Origin of the sequence: Streptomyces sp. NBC_00663 (assembly GCF_036226885.1) — a bacterium.
Lineage (GTDB): Bacteria > Actinomycetota > Actinomycetes > Streptomycetales > Streptomycetaceae > Streptomyces.
Window position 1 is genome coordinate 6,804,652 of sequence record NZ_CP109027.1, and the last position, 17,391, is coordinate 6,822,042.

Genomic DNA, 17,391 nt, shown 5'->3' on the forward strand with positions numbered 1-17,391 from the left:
CCCTGGCGGTTCCGCCCTGTCCGCCCTGGCGCCGGTCGAAGGGTTGTCGCCTGGTGGCCGTGGCAGAATTCGTGGTGACGCCGTTGGAGCGGGTCGCCATGGTGCTGGAAGTGACCGCCCGCAAGCCGCAGACGGACCGCGAGATCAAACGCCGCTGTTACGCACGTGCCGGTATCCCCCTCTACGCGCTACCCGCCCCCTTCTCCTTCGACCTGGAGACAACGGACTTTCCCTGGCCGCCCCGACGTTGCACCCTGAGGACGACTGACAGGGGGCGGGGCGTGGAGCAGGCACTGTGGACTCGGGCGAGGCTGGGGCGCTGCGGCCCCCGCCTGGATCTCCTCACGGCCCGCTTCGACAAGCACGTCTACGCCCCCCACGCCCACGACGAGTTCACGGTCGGCGTCTGCATGGGCGGCTCGGAGATCATCGACTACAGGGGCGGGCACATTCGTACGGGCCCGGGCAGCATCGTCGTACTGGCACCGGGGGAGGTGCACACGGGAGGCCCGGGAAACGCGACGGACGGTTACGCGTACCGGGCCCTGTACGCGGAGACGCCCCTGCTGGCCGACGGCTCGCTAGGCTTCCCACACTTCCGCGAGCCCCTGATAGACGACCCCGAGCTGGCCACGGCCCTCCGCCTGACCCACACGGAGCTCAGTGCCTGCCCCGACCCGCTGGAGGCGGAGTCCCGGCTGCCGTGGCTGCTGACGGCGCTGGCCAGGCGCCACTCGACGGCGCGGGCAGCGGAGGATGTGGTGCCGGGCGGCGACGGTGTCGCGTTGCTCGTGCGGGACCGGCTGGCGGACGAGATGGTGACCCCTCCCTCCCTGGCGGCCCTGGCCACGGACCTGGGCCTGTCCCGCTACCAGCTCCTACGGGCCTTCCGTACGACGATGGGTCTGCCGCCGTACGCCTGGCTGGCCCAGTACCGGGTCCACCGGGCCCGGACCTGCTGGAGTCGGGCCTGCGCCCGGCGGAGGCGGCGGCCGCGGTGGGCTTCGCGGACCAGGCACACCTCACGCGGTGGTTCCGGCGGGTGCTGGGGGTGACGCCGGGGGCGTACCGCAACAGCGTTCAAGACGGGGGTCGGGGGCCCGTCTGAGACTGTCCGCATGACTGCACGCGGCTGGTTCCTGTTCTCCCTGATGGGAGTGGTGTGGGGCATCCCCTACCTGATGATCAAGGTGGCGGTGGAGGCTCCGCTGTCCCCGTCGTTCGTGGTGTTCACGCGGTGTGCGCTGGGGGCGGCGCTGCTGCTGCCGTTCGCGGTGAGGCAAGGGGACCTGGCCGGGACGGTCCGGCGCCACTGGAAGCCGCTGCTCGCCTTCGCGTGCATAGAGATCATCGGCCCGTGGTTCACACTGACGGACGCGGAGCGGACTCTGTCGAGCTCGACGGCGGGTCTGCTGATAGCCGGCGTGCCGATCGTGGGCGTGGTGCTGGCGCGCTTCTTCGGCGCCACGGAGAACTTGGGGGCGCGGCGGGCGACGGGGCTGGGCCTGGGGCTGATAGGCGTAGGAGTCCTGACGGTCCCGCACCTGACAGGCGGAGACGCGCGCTCGCTGGCCGAGGTACTGCTGACGGTGCTCGGCTACGCGACGGCCCCCTTGATCGCGGCCCGCTGGCTGAAGGACGTCCCGACCCTCCAGCTGACGGCGCCCTGCCTGGCGCTGGCGGCGGTGGTGTACGCACCGGCGGCGGGCATGAGCCGGCCGTCCGAGATGCCGTCGGCGTCGGTACTGACGGCGCTGATCGCCCTGGGGGCCATCTGCACGGCGCTGGCGTTCGTGGCGTTCCTGGAGCTGATCAAGGAGGTGGGCCCGACGCGGGCGACGGTCTTCACGTACGTCAACCCGGCGGTGGCGGTGGCGGCGGGCGCGTTGTTCCTGGGGGAGGAGCTGACGCTGGGTATCGGGGCGGCGTTCACGCTGATCCTGGCGGGCTCGGTACTGGCGACGACATCGGGCTCTCGGCGCTCGCCCCGCCCGGTAACATGGTCGACACGGCAGACGAGCCGGGCGGACGGCCGCGTGGAGTCCCCTTGACGGGGGCTTCCCGAGGAACGTCCGGGCTCCACAGGGCAAGGTGGTGGCTAACGGCCACCCGGGGTGACCCGCGGGACAGTGCCACAGAAAACAGACCGCCCGGCGCTTTGGCGCTGGGTAAGGGTGAAACGGTGGTGTAAGAGACCACCAGTGCCCAGGGTGACCTGGGCAGCTAGGTAAACCCCACTTGGAGCAAGGTCAAAAGGGGCCGCCTCTTCGGAGGCGACCCTGCGGGGACGTTCGAGGGCTGCCCGCCCGAGTCCCTGGGTAGACCGCACGAGGCCGGTGGCAACGCCGGTCCTAGATGGATGGCCGTCTCCCCGGCCGCCGCGAGGCGACCGGGCGACAGAACCCGGCGTACAGCCCGACTCGTCTGCTGTTCCCCTCCGACCATCGGTGGAGCCAAGAGGCTCCACCGGGCGATCACAAGCGTTCCGACCTCTTCCGTGCTGTTTTCGTCATCCACGACTGACAAGCCCACCGAGCCAGCCCACCCACGGCAAGAGCCACGAGAATGGCGCCCCAGTCGATGACATGCGGAAGTCCGGGCCAGAAGGCGAAGAACGCGAGCGTGCCGACCGTGCCTACGAGGAAGGCGGCGATCCCCGCTCGCTGCGGTCGGGGTTCCCGCTCCTGTTGAGGGTTCTCCGCTGGGTGCTGCTCGACCATGCAGGACTCACTTCGTGATGTGGTGGCACTGGCTTACACGGCGCACTCCGTTGACATGGAGATGGGCGCACGCCTTGTGCCGCGACGAAGCCGCGGTCGACGCCGGCAACAACGTGGACCCTTCTGGTGATGTCCTGATGAGCACCTCGGACAACCGGGTCCTGTGAGGCGGGACCCCATGGGGGCCTTCACGGATGGCCCACCAGAGAAGACTCCATGGGCGACCTCCACAGACGGCCCCCACAGACGGCCCCCACACACAGCTCCCTCCAGCCTGCTGCCCGGCCGGCGGGAACGGCGAGGCGGGTGGACCGTACGGGCGACTGGAGTGCGGGAGAGGGGAGGGGCGCCCCCCCTCCTCGCCTCACTCCAACGGCCCAAGCCACCATGCGAGCCCCCCGAAAACCCCCGAGTCTGGCACCGACCCCAACTGCCCAGCCCCGGGAGGGCTTCATGGCATCGATGGACGTCCCCGCCGACGTGCCGAAGCGGGCGTCGGCGACGCAGGCGGCGCCCGTGGCGCGAGCCATGCCTGCCCCCGTCCTCAGCTGGGTGACCCTGGCCCTGATGACCACCGCGTCCGTGGCCAGTCTGCGGGCCGCGCCGACGATGGCCGTGTACGGGCTCGCCTGCGTGTTTCTCTACCTCGTCCCGGCGGTCGTGTTCCTGCTGCCCACCGCGCTGGTGTCGGCGGAGCTCGCGTCCGGGTGGAGCGGTGGCGTCTATCGGTGGGTGAGTGAAGGGCTGAGCAAGCCGCTCGGGTTCCTCGCCGTGTGGTGTCAGTTCGCGATGACGATCTTCTACTACCCGAGCCTGCTGGCGTTCGTCGCCAGCACCATCGCGTACGTCATCGACCCCTCCCTCGCCTCCAACGGCCTCTACACCGCCATCGTCATCATGGTCCTGTACTGGACGGGCGTGTGGGTGTCCTCCCGGGGGACCAAGGCCCTTGCCGGGCTGTCCAGTTGGGGGCTGATCATCGGGACGCTCGTGCCCGGCACGATCCTCGTCGTGCTCGGCATCATCTTCCTCGGGCAGGGCAATCCCTCCGCCGCGCCGATGACCTCCAGCCATCTGCTGCCGGCGTGGACCGGGCTCGCCAGCCTCGTGCTGATCGTCAACAACTTCCTCTCCTACTCCGGCATGGAGATGAACGCCGTCCATGTGTCGTCGCTGAAGGACCCGGCGAAGGAATACCCCAAGTCGATGTTTCTGGCTGTGGGGTTGGTGCTGCTCATCTTCATCCTCCCGGCGCTGGCGATCAGTTGGGTCGTGCCCGCCGACCAGACCAGTCTCACCGCCGGCGTGATGCAGGCGTTCAACGCCTTCTTCTCCTACTTCCACATCGGCTGGATGACCCCGATCGCCGCCGTGATGCTGGTGGCCGCCTCGCTCGGCGGCATGCTCACCTGGCTCGCCGGACCGTCCAAGGGTCTGCTGGAGATCTCCCGCAGCGAGGGCTATCTGCCGCCCTACCTGCAGAAGCTCAACAAGTTCGGCATCCAGCAGAACATCCTGGTCACCCAGGGTGTCGTCACCACTGTCATCGCCCTGATGTACGCGCTGATCCCGAACGTCTCCAGCGTCTACTGGATCTTCTCGACGATCACTACGCAGGTGTACCTCATCGTGTATCTGCTGATGTTCGCCGCCGCTGTCCGACTGCGGAAGACCCAGCCCGATCATCCCCGCGGCTACCGCGTACCCGCCCTGCACCTGATGTGCGCGGTCGGCCTTCTGTCCTCCCTCGCGGCGCTCGCGATCGGCTTCGTGCCGCCCTCGCAGTTCGGTGGCAGCAGCGTCTGGTCGTACGTCCTGTTCATCGGCGGCGGCCTGGTCGTCCTCGGCCTGCTCATCCCGTACGCCTTCCTCAAGTTCCGCAAGCCCAGCTGGCGTACGGAGGCGGCGGCGACCGAAGGGGGCGCGTCATGAGCCCCACCCGGTTCGCCTCCGAGCACAAGTGGATCTACCTCGGCGCGATCCTCGTCCTCGTCGCCCTCGCGATCATCGGCGTGGTCCAGTACGAGAGCGTGAAGTCGACCAACGAGTCGGCGGAGAAGGCCAACAAGCTCGCCGACGCCGCCGTGGACGCCGGTTATCCCCGCCCCGACACCGAGGTGATCGAACGGGCGCTGGGCACCGACGGCGGGATCGTCTGCGAGGACCCCGCCACCGCCCTGCGCTCCGCCCTGTGGAAGATCAACGTCTCCAACGGGGCCGCGTTCGTGGGCCAGCGGCCGGTCATCGGCGACACCAAGGCGCTGCGGGCGGAGGCCAAGATCCTGGAGATCTACTGCCCGGAGAAGCTCGACCGGTTCAAGGACCGGCTCGACGACCTGAAGACCGACGACACGGTGAGGCGGGACGCATGACCATGAGTGAACTGGCCTCGCGCATCGCCGCGTTGATGCCCCGCGCCCACCAGGACCTCACCGACCTCGTCGCCATCCCCTCCGTCGCCGACCCCCGTCAGTACCCGCCCGAGGAGTGCCACAAGGCCGCCCAGTGGGTCGCCGACGCCTTCGCCGGGGTCGGGCTGCGCGACGTCCATCTCGCCGAGACCCCCGACGGCAGCCACGCCGTCATCGGCCACCGCCCGCCCCCGCCCGGTGCCCCCACCGTGCTCCTCTACTGCCACTACGACGTCCAGCCCCCGCTCGACGACGCCGCCTGGACCACCCCGCCGTTCACGCTCACCGAACGAGACGGCCGCTGGTACGGGCGTGGCACCGCCGACTGCAAGGGCAACATCGTCATGCACCTCACCGCGCTCAGGGCGCTCGGCGAGGACATCCCGGTGGGGCTGAAGTTCGTCGCGGAGGGCTCGGAGGAGCAGGGCACCGGTGGTCTGGAGGCGTACGTCGTCCAGCACCCGGAACAGTTCCTCGCCGACGCCCTGCTGGTGTGCGACACCGGCAACGCCGAGGTCGGCACCGGCACCGCCACCATCACCCTGCGTGGCCTCGCCAGCCTCGTCGTCACCGTCGACACGCTGGGCGGCGAAGTCCACTCGGGCATGTTCGGCGGTCCCGCCCCCGACGCGCTGGCCGCCCTCATCCAGATGCTGGCCACCCTCCGCGACCCGAAGACCGGGGCCACCCGTATCAACGGGCTGGACTGCCACGGGACTTGGGCCGGCGTCGGCTACGACGAGGCACAGTTCCGCGCCGACGCCGGCGTCCTGGACGGCGTACAGCTCACCGGCACCGGCACGGTCGCCGACCGACTGTGGGCCCGCCCGGCCGTCACCGTGCTCGGCGTCGACTGCCCGCCGGTCGTCGGCTCCGCCGCCGCCGTGCCGCCCACCGCCCGCGCCCGTGTCAGCCTGCGCGTGCCGCCCGGCACCGACGCCCAGGCCGCGCTCAAGGCCCTCACCCGGCATCTCACGGACGCGGCCCCCTGGGGCGCCCGGGTGACGGTCGAGACCGAGGGCACCGGCTCCCCCTTCCGGGCCGCCACCGACGGTCCCGCCTACACGGCCCTCGGCAAGGCCATGCGGCAGGTCTACGGCAAGCCCCTCGCCTTCCTCGGCCAGGGTGGATCGATTCCGCTGTGCAACGTCCTCGCCACCACCTACCCCCGCGCCGAGATCGTCCTCATGGGCGTAGAGGAGCCCCGTTGTCTCATCCACGCGCCCAACGAGAGCGTCGACCCGTCCGAGATCGAGCGCATGGCGCACGTGGAGGCACTGTTCCTGCACGAGTACGCCGCAGGGCAGAGGCGATGACATGACCGATCCGCAAGAGAGTGAGCTGGCGCAACTGCGCGCCCGTGTCGTCCAGTTGGAGGCCGAGCGGCGGCCCCGCAAGCACCGGGCCCGCTCGTTCCTCGCCGTGCTGCTCGTGCTTCTCGGCTGTGTGCTCGCCCCGTTGTCCGTCGTCGCCTCATGGACCGCCGACGTCATCGGTGACACCGACCGTTACGTCAAGACCGTCGAACCGCTCGCCTCCGACGCCGACGTCCAGGAGGCGGCGGCCGGGCGCGTCACCGACGCAGTGATGACCCATCTCGACCTGCCCGTCCTGCTCTCCGGTGTCGTACCCGCCGAACGGCCGCGCCTGGAGCAGGCGTTGGGCAAGTTCGGTGACTCGCTGGAGAGCGCCGTGCGCAGCTTCGTGCACGACAAGGCGCAGGCCGTCATCGCGTCGGACGCCTTCCAGAACATCTGGACCGAGGCCAACCGCCGCGTCCACAGCGCCGTGGACAAGGCGCTCACCGGCAACGGCGGCGGCGCCGTACACCTCGACGACGACACCGTCACCCTCGACCTCGCCCCGGTCGTCGAACAGGTCAAACAGCGGCTGGTCGACTCGGGAATGACCGTCGCCGCCAAGATCCCCGAGGTGCACACCAATTTCACCCTGGTCAAGTCCGAGGACCTGGGCCAAGTCCGCAGGTACTTCCGCCTGTTGCAGCTGGCGGGCAGCTGGCTGCCGGTCCTCGCCGTCGTCCTGGCCGCGGCCGGAATCCTGCTCGCCGGCCGCCGCCGCAGGGCCCTGATCACCGCGGCCCTGGGCTTCGCCGTCGCCACCGCCCTGCTCGGCATCGGCCTCACCGTAGGCCGCGTGATCTACCTCGACGCCCTTCCCGCCGGTGTCTCGCAGCCCGCCGCCGGGTCCGTGTACGACACGCTGGTCCGCTTCCTGCGCCGCGGGGTCCGGGTCGTGGTCGCCCTGGGCGTGGTGCTCGCGCTGGCGGCGTGGCTGACCGGGCCGGGCCGCAGGGCGACGTTCCTGCGCCGGCTGTGGACCTCGTGCATCAGGGCGGTACGCGGCGTCGCCGACCGTGCGGGCCTGCGGACCGGTCCGGTCGGTCCCTTCGTACGCCGGTACCGCACCTGGATCGTGTGGGTGCTGGTCGGTGCGGTCGTCGTCGCGTATCTGCTGTGGTCGTACCCGACGGGCTGGGTGGTGGTCGGGCTGGCGCTCGCGCTGCTCTTCGCGCTCGCGGTGGTGGAGTTCCTCGCCACCGCCTCTAGCGAGGACCGGGACCCAGCGACCGTTCCCTGACCCGCGCCAGATGCCGGCCGAAGACCTCACGGGTGTCCGGCGTCAGCGTGCGCAGGGCGACCAAGGCGGTGATCACGACGTCGCACAGCTCGCTCTCGACGTCCTCCCAGGTGTGGGAGGCGCCCTTGCGCGGGTTGCGGTTCATCGCGCCGATCACCGCCTCGGCCACCTCGCCGACCTCCTCCGACAGCTTCAACATCCGCAGGAGGAGGCTCTGTTGCCCGTCATCCGGGCTGTGCGAGTCGAGCCACGCCCACAAGTCGTCGATGCCCGACCAGATATCGGGGTCATGATCACTCATGGACGCAGCTTGGCACGGTGCGGTCAGCTCTTGTCGAGGAGCTTGTTCATCTCGGTGATCTCGGCTGTCTGGCCGGTGACGATGTCGTCGGCCATGGACGTGGCGGGCTCATAGGCGCCCTTCGCCTTCTCCGTCCTCGCCATGTCGACCGCGCCCTGGTGGTGTTCGGCCATCTGGGTCAGGAACAGCGTGTCGAAGGCCTTGCCGGAAGCCTTCTCCAGCTTCGCCATGTCGGCGTCGTCCATCATGCCCGGCATACCGGAGTGATCCATGCCGGACATCGACCCCGTCGACTCCATGGCCTGCGGGACGTCCTCACCCCACGCCTTCAGCCACCCGGACATGGTCTTGATCTCCGGGTCCTGCGCCTTCTCGATCCGCGCGGCGAGGTCCTTCACGTCCGCGGACGAGGCCCGGTCGGCGGCGAGTTCGGCCATCTCCAGGGCCTGACGGTGGTGCGGGATCATGCCCTGCGCGAAGGAGACGTCCTGGGCGTTGTGGGAGGCGGTGGAGGCGGACGCGGACGTGCCGTGGCCGCCCTCGCGGGCGCTGTCGTCGTCGCCCCCGCACGCGGTGAGGACGAGGGCGGCGGTGACGGTCGCCACGGCCAGAACGGCGGCGCGGCGCGTACGGATGGTGCTCATGCTGGAACTCCTGCTGGGGGGAAGGGATCTGGACCGCGGGTATGCCGAGGCGCACGACGTGCGCGCGGCAGCCGTCTCTAGATCCGCAGGAGTTGGAGTTCCGCCAGGGTCGGGGGAGCGCGGGCCCCGTCCGGGTCCGCGACCGCCCACGCACGCGGTACGTCGTCCCGTACGACGCCGGCCACCGGGTCGGCCACGAGCGCGGGGAGCACCGGCCCCCCGTTCACCGCGGGCGCCGAACAGGTCGCGTCGGCATGCGTCACATGGCCGGAGCCGCAGTGGCCCTCGCCACCGCAGTCGTCAAGGGTCGCCGCCACCGAGACGGCACCGCTCATCGGGGACGTGTGCGGGTGATCGCCCGGAAGGGCCGCGCCGGGTGCCAGGGCGTGCATCCCCAGGACCCCGGCCAGCACCGCAAGCACGAGCAGCGCCCGCCACCGCCGCGAGGGCGGTCGTACGGGGAACTGCTCGGGGTGGTTCACGGGCCACAGCCTAGGGGCAGTCGTGGCGATGGCCGTGCGCGGCCCGCGAAGAACGCGGGCCGGGCCCGGGAATCACCCGCCGAACAGTGCCTCAGGTCACTCCCCGAACAGTGCTTCCTGCTCGTCGAACATCTCCGCGGCCTCGTCCTTCTTCCCGTCCCGCACCCGCCGGTTCCGCGCGCCCACGACGACCGCGGTCATCGCGGCGGTCGCCGCCAGTGCCGTGGGAACCATCCAACCGCGGTCGAACACATGCCCGATCGCATGGTCGAGGGAGAGACGCCCGGGGCCCGCGACGGCCAGGCCCGTCGCCGCCAGGCCGAGCGTCGCCGCGTACTCGAACCCGCCCTCGGCGTTGAAGAAGCCGTTGGGGGTGTGCACGGCGGACGCGCCCGCCATCGCCCCGGCCGCCGCCGCACCCGCGGCCGGCGTCGCCAGGCCCAGCGCCAGCAGCGTTCCGCCACCGGCCTCCGCGAGGCCCGCCGCGGTCGCGCTGGCCTTGCCCGGCGCATAGCCCACGGACTCCATGAACTGGCCGGTCCCTTCGATGCCGTGGCCGCCGAACCAGCCGAACAGCTTCTGCGCGCCGTGCGCGGCCAGTACACCCCCGGTTCCCAACCGGAGCAGCAGCAGGCCCAGATCACGTCGGTCGTACGTCGTCACGATGGCTCCCGGAGCAGACGGCAACAACAACCCCTCCCGCGTTTCCACCGTCGCACCCCTGACACCTGCCTGGGTCGCCCAGGCCCGCCGTTCGGGTGGCGGGGCCCGGACGGCGGTGTGAGTCTGGCTGGCATGACGATTCAGACGTCCAAACTCAGCGACCCGGCCGTCCGCGCCTTCGTCGATGCCGTCAACGCCCACGACCGCGACGGCTTCATGGCGCTCCTCACACCCGGCGCGACCATGGCGGACGACGGTTCCGACCGTGACCTCAACGACTGGGTCGACCGGGAGATCTTCACCTCCCACGGTCACATGGAGGTCGACAACGAGTCCCGCGGCGGCCGCGACCTCATCGCCCGCTACAGCAACGACACCTGGGGCGAGATGCGCACCAAGTGGCACTTCGAGGTCGAGGACGACGGCCGGATCTCCCGCTTCGAAACGGGTCAGGCGTAGCTGCTCGCCACGAGCAGCTACGCCTGTTCTCAGGGGCGCGGAACTGTCTGCTACTGCGCGTACGACTGTTGCTGCCGCTGCTCGGTCAGCTCGATCTGGCCCGCCTTGATCGTCGCCAGCCGCGGCGCCCGCCGGGCGATCGACGAGTCATGGGTGACCATGATGAACGTCAGCCCGTACTCGTGCCACAGGCCCTCCAGCAGGCCCATGATGTCGTCGCGCGTGCCCTCGTCGAGGTTTCCGGTCGGCTCGTCGGCGAGCAGGACCTTCGGCTTCTTCACCAGCGCACGGGCGATGGCGACACGCTGCTGCTGGCCACCCGACAGCTCGGACGGCGCATGGCTGAGACGCTCGCCGAGGCCCACCGACCGCAGCGCCTGCGCCGCCCGCTCACGCCGCTCGGACGGCTTGACGCCCAGCGGGACGAGGGCCGTCTCGACGTTCTCCTGGGCGGTCAGCGTCGGGATGAGGTTGAAGGACTGGAAGATGATGCCGATCTTCTCGGCCCGCAGCCGCGTCAGCTTCGCCTCGCTGATCCGCGCGAGGTCGACACCGTCCAGCTCCACGCTGCCCTCGGTCGGCCGGTCCAGGCCGCCGATCATCTGAAGCAGCGTCGACTTGCCGCCACCCGTGGGGCCCTGGATGACGAGCTGGTCGCCGTCCTCGATGGTGAGGTCGACGCCGCGCAGCGCCTCCACCGTCTCCTTGCCGCGCGTGTAGCGCTTGGTGACGCCGGTCAGTCTGTACATGGGGTGCTCCAAAAGTAAGGGGGTGGGGCGCCGCGACCCGGGGGGAACGGACACGGCGCCCCGGCTCGGGAGGGGTCAGGACACGCTGCGCAGCGCGTCGGCCGGCCGCATCCGGGAGGCGCGCCAGCCGCCCATCGCACCGGCGATCAGACCGCCGGTCACCGCGAGGCCGACCGCGAGGGCGATGGTGGTCAGCGAGACGGGCGCGGAGAGCGCGATCTCCATGGTGTTCTGCGTGGACTGCTGACCCGGGCCGCCACCGCCGGGGCCGCCGCCCATGCCGCCACCGCCGCCGGTGCTGCCGAGCTGAGCGGTCAGCTTCGGGCTGATCGCGGTCACCGCGTAGGCCGCCGCGAGACCCAGGCCGATACCGAGGGCGCCGCCGAGGAGGCCGTTGACCATCGACTCGCCGACGACCTGCCGGGTCACCCGGCGGCTCGGCCAGCCGAGGGCCTTCAGGGTGCCGAACTCACGCACCCGACGGGACACGGCGGAGGAGGTCAGCAGCGCGGCGACCAGGAAGGCCGCGACGAGCACCGCGATCGACAGCCACTTGCCCACGCTGGTGGCGAGGTTGGAGGCGGTGGACAGGGAGCCGGAGACGGTGTCGGCGAGGTCGGCGGAGGTCGTCACCGTCGTACCCGAGATGTTCTTCTGGATGGTCGCCTTGACCGTGTCGATCTGCTTCGAGTCGGTCGCCTTGACGTAGATCGTGGTGACCTGGTTCTTGGCGTCGGCGAGCGTCTGGGCCTGCTTCAGCGGCAGGTAGACATCGGTGGTGGACTCGCTGCTGGAGGCCGTGGCGATACCGATGATCGTGTACTTTGTGCCGGAGATCTTGAGGGTCTTGCCGACCTTGTACTTGTTCTCCTTGGCGTACGACTTGCTGAGCACCACGACCTTCGCGTTGGTCTGCGAGGCGGTGAAGGTCTTGCCGGAGGTGATCTCCATGCCGGCCAGCGGGCCGAGGGTCTGGTCGGTGACGTCGACGCCGGCGACCGAGTAGGAGTTCACGTCGAACGAGGCGCCGCCGCCCTGCACCTGGGGCGCCGCCGTGCTGTTGCCGCCGCTGCCGCCACCGGGGCCGCCCTGGCCCTGGGACTGGCTGCTGCTGCCGGTCGTGGACTTCGCCTTGCCCTGGGTGAAGGAGCCGTCGACCTTGGTGACGTTCAGGGTGATCGCGCCGACGGCGTTCGCGACGCCGTCCTGCCCCGCGACCTTCGCGACCAGCGCGGCCTTGAGGGCCTGGCCGCCCTGGGTCATGACCCGGTCCGAACTCTGCGTCTCGTCACTGTCGTTGGACTTGGCGTCGAACTCGAAGTTCGGTCTGCCGGAGCTGTTGTCGGTGGGCGCCGACCGCGCCTTGGTGACGGTCATGTCGGTGCCGAGGCCGTACAGCGACTTCAGGACCTTGTCCTGAGCCTGAGTCATACCGGCCGACACCGAGTTGACGGTGATGACCAGCGCGATACCGAGCGCCAGACCCAGTGCGATGACCAGAGCCGCCTTCTTGCGCCGGCCCAGCTCGCGCTTGAGATAGATGCCAAACATCCCGTTCCTCGAGGTTCGTGGCGCCCGCATGTGGGCGCGGCCTCAAGCTAGGGAGGAAATGTTGAGCAGCCGTGAGTAAGGGATGTGTGGGACCTGAGAGGCGATGTGCGTGAGCTGAGAATCCGCGGACCGTCCCGAACTGAACGGCAGCCGTTCCACCCGCCGGTGTGCACTCCGCGGTCCCACGCGGAGCCCACCCCCAACCGGCGTGGTGGAACGACTGCCGTCTCCCCCCTCGGTTTTGGCCGGAAGCTCTCCACTCCAACTGTGAAGCTCTTGTGGAGGCGAGTTGAGCATAAGTCCGCTACCGGCCGAAATGGTGCGGAGTGAACTATTCCGGTTGTGCAAGTTGTGAAGCCGGGAGTCGGGCCCGCCGGGCTCAGCCGCGCCCCACGTACGGCATCGCCGTCGCCAGCACCGTCGCGAACTGCACGTTCGCCGCGAGCGGCAGCTCCGCCATGTGCCGCACGGTGCGCGCCACGTCGGCGACATCCATCACCGGCTCGGGTGCGACCTCCCCGCTGGCCTGCAACGCACCCGTCCGCATCCGCGCCGTCATGTCGGTGGCGGCGTTGCCGATGTCGATCTGCCCGACCGCGATGTTGTACGGCCGCCCGTCCAGGGACAGCGACTTGGTGAGGCCGGTCAGGGCGTGCTTGGTCGCCGTGTAGGCGACGGAGTGCGGGCGGGGTGTATGGGCGGAAACGGAACCGTTGTTGATGATCCGGCCGCCCTGCGGGTCCTGCTCCTTCATCTGCCGGTACGCCGCCTGCGCGCACAGGAACGCCCCGTTGAGGTTGGTGTCCACCACGTGCCGCCAGGCGTCGTACGGCAGTTCCTCCACCGGCACCCCGCCGGGCCCGAACGTCCCCGCGTTGTTGAACAGCAGGTCCACCCGCCCGAACTGGTCCACGGTCGCCGCGAACAGCGCGGCCACGTCCTCCGGCCGCGCCACGTCGGTGCGTACGGCGAGGGCGGTGCCCTCAGGTGCGAGCGCCGCCGTCTCCTCCAGCGTCCCGGGACGGCGCCCCGCCAGCGCCACGGACCAGCCGGCCCGCAGCAGCTCCACGGCGACGGCCCGCCCGATCCCGGAGCCGGCGCCGGTCACGACGGCGATCTTCGATGCGTGTTCGGTCATGACAGGGGAGCGTACGAGGAAGCTCCATGATGCGGAATCCACTATCCGGTGGGCGGACCCCTGGGGCGGGGGTCACTCGCCGGGGTAGCGCACCCCGATCCGCTCCCGCACCGCGTCCATCGTCCGCATCACGGCCAGCGTGCCGTCGAGCGGGACCAGCGGGGACTCGGTCTCGCCGGCCCGCAGGGCCCGCATGACCTCGGCGGCCTCGTGCTTGAGGCTGTTGCGCGGACCGGCCGCCGCGTCCGCCTTGAACTCCTCGGGGTCACGGCCGTCCCGGTGCAGCACGAACCGGTCCGGGAAGAAGAAGCCGTACGGCACGTCGATACGGCCCTCGCTGCCGGTGACCGATGCCGAGGTCGCCGTACCGCCGATGATGGAGCAGTGCACCGAAGCGAGAGCGCCGCTCTCGTACGAGAGCAGTGCACCCGTCTGGAGATCGACGCCCTCGTCGGAGAGCACCGCTCTCGCTGTCACGTCCGAGGGCTCCCCGAGCAGCAGCTGGGCGAACGACACCGGGTACACCCCCAGGTCGAGGAGCGAACCCCCGCCCTGTGCGGGGTCGCGCAGCCGGTGCGAGGGCGGGAAGGGGCCCGCGAGGCCGAAGTCAGCCTGCACACTGCGCACCTCACCGATCGCGCCGTCGTCCACCAGCGCCTTCAACTGCCGGACCAGCGGATTGCAGTACATCCACATGGCCTCCATCAGGAAGCTCCCGCGGTCCCTGGCCAGCGCGACGAGCTCCTCCGCCTCGCGCGCGTTCAGCGTGAACGCCTTCTCGCACAGCACGTTCCGCCCGGCCTCCAGACACAGACCGGCGGCGGCCCGGTGCGCCGAGTGCGGAGTGGCGACGTACACGACATCGATGTCCGTGTCCTCGGCCAGCGCACCCCACTCCCCGTACGCCCGCTCGATCCCGAACCGGTCCGCGAACGCCTTCGCCGACTCCTCGCTGCGCGAGGCCACCGCCACGACCTCCGCGTCCGGCAGGTCCACCAGGTCCGCCGTGAAGGCCGCCGCGATCCCGCCCGTCGCCAGAATGCCCCAGCGCACGTTTCTCTCCGCCATTCCGCTGCCCGCCCCTGCTCGCACTCGGCCGCGCTCGCGCGCGTGACCCTCGCCACTGTGTACGAACTGAGAGCATAGGTGGCGGCCCACGCGGGCCACCGGGAGAGGGAGGGGCGCATGCCCGAGCGCGGGGCATCGACATCGGATCTGAACGAGGCGGCCGTACCGGAGACGGAGACGGCCGCCCCTGCTGTGCGCCGCACCAGCCTGCTCGTCACCTTCGTCCTCGGCGGTCTGACCGCCACGCCTCCGCTGGCGATGGACATGTACCTGCCCTCGCTGCCCGAGGTCACGAAGTCCCTGCACGCCCCCGCGGCGACCGTCCAGCTCACCCTCACCGCCTGCCTCGCCGGCATGGCCCTCGGGCAGCTCGTGGTCGGCCCGATGAGCGACCGCTGGGGCCGCCGCCGCCCGCTCCTCGCCGGCCTGGTCGTGTACGTCCTCGCCACCGCCCTGTGCGCCCTCGCCCCGAACGTCGAGACGCTGGTCGCCTTCCGGCTGACACAGGGCCTCGCGGGCGCGGCCGGGATCGTCATCGCGCGGGCCGTCGTACGCGATCTCTACGACGGTGACGCCATGGCCCGCTTCTTCTCCACCCTCATGCTGATCGGCGGGGTCGCCCCGATCGTGGCGCCGCTCATCGGCGGCCAGATCCTGCGCGTGACGGACTGGCGGGGCGTGTTCGCCGTCCTGACGGTCATCGGACTGCTGCTCGCCGGACTGGTGTGGGCGCGGCTTCCGGAGACGCTCCCCGTGGAGGCGCGGCACGTCGGCGGCGTCGGCGAGGCCCTGCGCTCGATGCGGGCGCTCCTCGCCGACCTGCCCTTCACCGGCTACATGCTCACCGGCGGCTTCGCCTTCGCCGCGCTGTTCGCCTACATATCGGCCTCGCCGTTCGTGATCCAGGAGATCTACGGCGCCTCCCCGCAGACCTTCAGCCTGCTCTTCGGCGTCAACTCGGTCGGCCTGGTGGCCGTGGGCCAGATCAACGGCAAGCTGCTGGTCGGGCGGGTCAGCCTGGAGAAGGTGCTCGGCGTCGGCCTCGCGATCGTGACGGTCGCGGCGGCGGCCCTTCTGCTGATGTCCCTCGGCACCTTCGGCGAGGCGGGCCTGGTCCCGGTGGCGGCAGCCCTCTTCGTCCTCATGTCGGCCATGGGCCTGGCCCTGCCCAACGCCCAGTCCCTCGCCCTGCTGCGCACCAAGCGCGCCGCGGGCTCCGCGTCCGCCCTGCTCGGCACGTCCTCCTTCCTCGTCGGGGCGGTCGCCTCCCCGCTGGTCGGGATCGCCGGTGAGGGAACCGCCGTCCCGATGGCCGTCGTCCAGTTGTCGGCTTCACTGGTAGCGCTTACCTGTTTCATGGGAATGTGCCGTCCTTGGAACAGACGTGCGAGTGTGGAGGGAGTGGAGAGCTGAGCGCGCCGAAACTGCGCAACGACACACCGGAGCGGGCCGGCCTGGACCCCGAGGAACTGAAGCTCCTCGTCCAGGACGTCGACGCGCTCACCACAGGCGAACGCCCCTGGGCGGCGGGCGCGGTCGTGGTGGCCGGCCGGGGTCCGGTCGTCGCCGTGGAGGAGGCGACGGGCTGGGCGGTCCGGTACGCGTCCTACGACCCGAAGAGGGACGCGGGCGTGGAGCTGCCGCGCAGGACCCGCGTCGCGATGACGACGGACACCCCCTTCGATCTCGCCTCCCTCACCAAGCTGTTCACGGCGGTCGCCGCGATCCAGCAGATCGAGCGCGGCACGCTCGGCATCGACGCCAGGGTGGGCGCGTACCTCCCCGACTTCCGGGCGGCGGCCGAACATCGCATCACCGTCCGCCAACTGCTCACCCACACCTCGGGCCTGCGCCCCGAACTCCCTCTGTACGACCTCGCGGACGACACGGCCCGCCTGCGGGCGCTCCAGCGGGAACGCCCGATCGGCGTGCCGGGCACCTACTGCTACTCCGACCTCAACCTCCTGCTGCTCCAGCACGTCCTGGAACGCATCACCGGCCGCGCCCTCGACGTCCTGATCCACGACGGCATCACCCGCCCCCTCGGCATGACGTCCACCGCCTTCGGTCCCTGCCCCGGAGCGGCGGCCACGGAGGACCAGCGCCGGCCGTGGGCCAAGGCGGACCGGGGGATGCTGCGGGGTGTCGTCCACGACGAGAACGCCTGGGCCCTGGGGGGTGTGGCCGGCCACGCGGGCCTCTTCTCCACGGCCCACGACCTCGCGGTGTTCTGCCGCACGATCCTGGCCGGCGGCTCCTACGGCCCGGCCCGCATCCTGGGCCCCGACTTCGTGGAGCTGCTGCTGACCCCGCCGGGCCTGGGCTTCGCCCTGGACCAGCCGTGGTTCATGGGCGAACTGTCGGGCCGGGGCGCCGCGGGCCACACCGGCTTCACGGGAACGTCCCTGGTCCTGGACCGGGCCACGGACACGTTCCTGGTCCTCCTGGCCAACACGGTCCACCCGAGACGCCGCCCGGCGGTGAACGGACCGAGGGCGCGAGCGGCGACGCGGGTGGCACGGGCGGTCAGAGAGAAGCGAACGCGCTGACGGGCAGGTGGTCCGAACCAGTGGCCCGCCCGCGCTGACGGGCAGGTCCGCACCAGTG

Annotated in this window: 15 protein-coding genes, 1 other RNA gene and 2 pseudogenes; 10 read left to right on the top strand and 8 right to left on the bottom strand. The window is 70.7% G+C overall.

The genetic code is table 11. The annotated features are described in order from the left end of the window. Nucleotides 1–281: 281 nt before the first annotated feature. The 7 genes and pseudogenes from OG866_RS31070 (at nucleotide 282) to OG866_RS31105 (ending at nucleotide 7,729) form a co-directional block, all read left to right on the top strand. A pseudogene (locus tag OG866_RS31070) lies at nucleotides 282–1,108 on the top strand (AraC family transcriptional regulator). Nucleotides 1,109–1,181: 73 nt separating this feature from the next. After that, nucleotides 1,182–1,904: pseudogene (locus OG866_RS45285) on the top strand (DMT family transporter); the annotation flags it as partial. Nucleotides 1,905–2,016: 112 nt separating this feature from the next. After that, an RNA gene (rnpB, locus tag OG866_RS31085) (RNase P RNA component class A) lies at nucleotides 2,017–2,427 on the top strand. A gap of 746 nt (nucleotides 2,428–3,173) precedes the next feature. Beyond that, the gene (locus OG866_RS31090; RefSeq protein ID WP_329339809.1) at nucleotides 3,174–4,652 is read left to right on the top strand and encodes an APC family permease; all 1,479 of its coding nucleotides are present in this window, start codon (nucleotides 3,174–3,176) and stop codon (nucleotides 4,650–4,652) included. Continuing rightward, a complete protein-coding gene (locus tag OG866_RS31095) occupies nucleotides 4,649–5,092 on the top strand; it encodes a hypothetical protein (protein WP_329339811.1) in 444 nt (147 codons plus the stop codon). The genes OG866_RS31090 and OG866_RS31095 overlap by 4 nt, the downstream gene beginning before the upstream one ends. Next, nucleotides 5,089–6,447 carry a dipeptidase gene (locus tag OG866_RS31100; RefSeq protein ID WP_329339813.1) on the top strand — a complete coding sequence of 453 codons (1,359 nt, stop codon included), beginning with the start codon at nucleotides 5,089–5,091 and terminating at the stop codon, nucleotides 6,445–6,447. The genes OG866_RS31095 and OG866_RS31100 overlap by 4 nt, the downstream gene beginning before the upstream one ends. A gap of 1 nt (nucleotide 6,448) precedes the next feature. Next, nucleotides 6,449–7,729, top strand: a complete 1,281-nt coding sequence (locus tag OG866_RS31105; RefSeq protein WP_329339814.1) for a hypothetical protein — start codon at nucleotides 6,449–6,451, stop codon at nucleotides 7,727–7,729. Here OG866_RS31105 and OG866_RS31110 read toward each other — a convergent pair. The 4 genes from OG866_RS31110 to OG866_RS31125 form a co-directional block, all read right to left on the bottom strand. Further along, on the bottom strand, nucleotides 7,695–8,030 hold the full coding sequence (locus OG866_RS31110) for a MazG-like family protein (protein ID WP_329339816.1): 336 nt from the start codon (nucleotides 8,028–8,030) through the stop codon (nucleotides 7,695–7,697). The two genes, OG866_RS31105 and OG866_RS31110, sit on opposite strands and share 35 nt — an antisense overlap. A 23-nt stretch (nucleotides 8,031–8,053) precedes the next feature. Next, complete coding sequence (locus OG866_RS31115) at nucleotides 8,054–8,674, bottom strand: DUF305 domain-containing protein (RefSeq protein WP_329339818.1); 621 nt, start codon at nucleotides 8,672–8,674, stop codon at nucleotides 8,054–8,056. A gap of 77 nt (nucleotides 8,675–8,751) precedes the next feature. Further along, nucleotides 8,752–9,156 carry a DUF6153 family protein gene (locus OG866_RS31120; RefSeq protein ID WP_329339819.1) on the bottom strand — a complete coding sequence of 135 codons (405 nt, stop codon included), beginning with the start codon at nucleotides 9,154–9,156 and terminating at the stop codon, nucleotides 8,752–8,754. 96 nt (nucleotides 9,157–9,252) lie between these two features. After that, nucleotides 9,253–9,819, bottom strand: a complete 567-nt coding sequence (locus OG866_RS31125) for a DoxX family protein (RefSeq protein ID WP_329339821.1) — start codon at nucleotides 9,817–9,819, stop codon at nucleotides 9,253–9,255. Nucleotides 9,820–9,951: 132 nt separating this feature from the next. On the opposite strand from OG866_RS31125, the gene OG866_RS31130 reads away from it, so the two are divergent. Then, a complete protein-coding gene (locus OG866_RS31130) occupies nucleotides 9,952–10,278 on the top strand; it encodes a nuclear transport factor 2 family protein (protein ID WP_329339822.1) in 327 nt (108 codons plus the stop codon). Between the two features lie 50 nt (nucleotides 10,279–10,328). On the opposite strand, the gene OG866_RS31135 is transcribed toward OG866_RS31130, so the two are convergent. The 4 genes from OG866_RS31135 to OG866_RS31150 form a co-directional block, all read right to left on the bottom strand. After that, entirely contained in the window at nucleotides 10,329–11,027 is a 699-nt protein-coding gene (locus tag OG866_RS31135; protein ID WP_329339823.1) for an ABC transporter ATP-binding protein, read from the bottom strand. 75 nt (nucleotides 11,028–11,102) lie between these two features. Continuing rightward, entirely contained in the window at nucleotides 11,103–12,578 is a 1,476-nt protein-coding gene (locus tag OG866_RS31140; protein WP_329339825.1) for an ABC transporter permease, read from the bottom strand. A gap of 379 nt (nucleotides 12,579–12,957) precedes the next feature. Then, complete coding sequence (locus OG866_RS31145) at nucleotides 12,958–13,716, bottom strand: SDR family oxidoreductase (protein ID WP_329339826.1); 759 nt, start codon at nucleotides 13,714–13,716, stop codon at nucleotides 12,958–12,960. Between the two features lie 72 nt (nucleotides 13,717–13,788). Next, the gene (locus OG866_RS31150; protein WP_329339828.1) at nucleotides 13,789–14,784 is read right to left on the bottom strand and encodes a Gfo/Idh/MocA family protein; all 996 of its coding nucleotides are present in this window, start codon (nucleotides 14,782–14,784) and stop codon (nucleotides 13,789–13,791) included. A 117-nt stretch (nucleotides 14,785–14,901) separates the two neighbouring features. Here OG866_RS31150 and OG866_RS31155 point away from each other — a divergent pair, with 117 nt between their 5' ends. Together OG866_RS31155 and OG866_RS31160 are read left to right on the top strand one after the other, a co-directional pair. Next, entirely contained in the window at nucleotides 14,902–16,197 is a 1,296-nt protein-coding gene (locus OG866_RS31155) for a multidrug effflux MFS transporter (protein ID WP_329339830.1), read from the top strand. Continuing rightward, complete coding sequence (locus OG866_RS31160) at nucleotides 16,149–17,333, top strand: serine hydrolase domain-containing protein (protein ID WP_329339831.1); 1,185 nt, start codon at nucleotides 16,149–16,151, stop codon at nucleotides 17,331–17,333. The genes OG866_RS31155 and OG866_RS31160 overlap by 49 nt, the downstream gene beginning before the upstream one ends. Nucleotides 17,334–17,391: the final 58 nt, after the last annotated feature.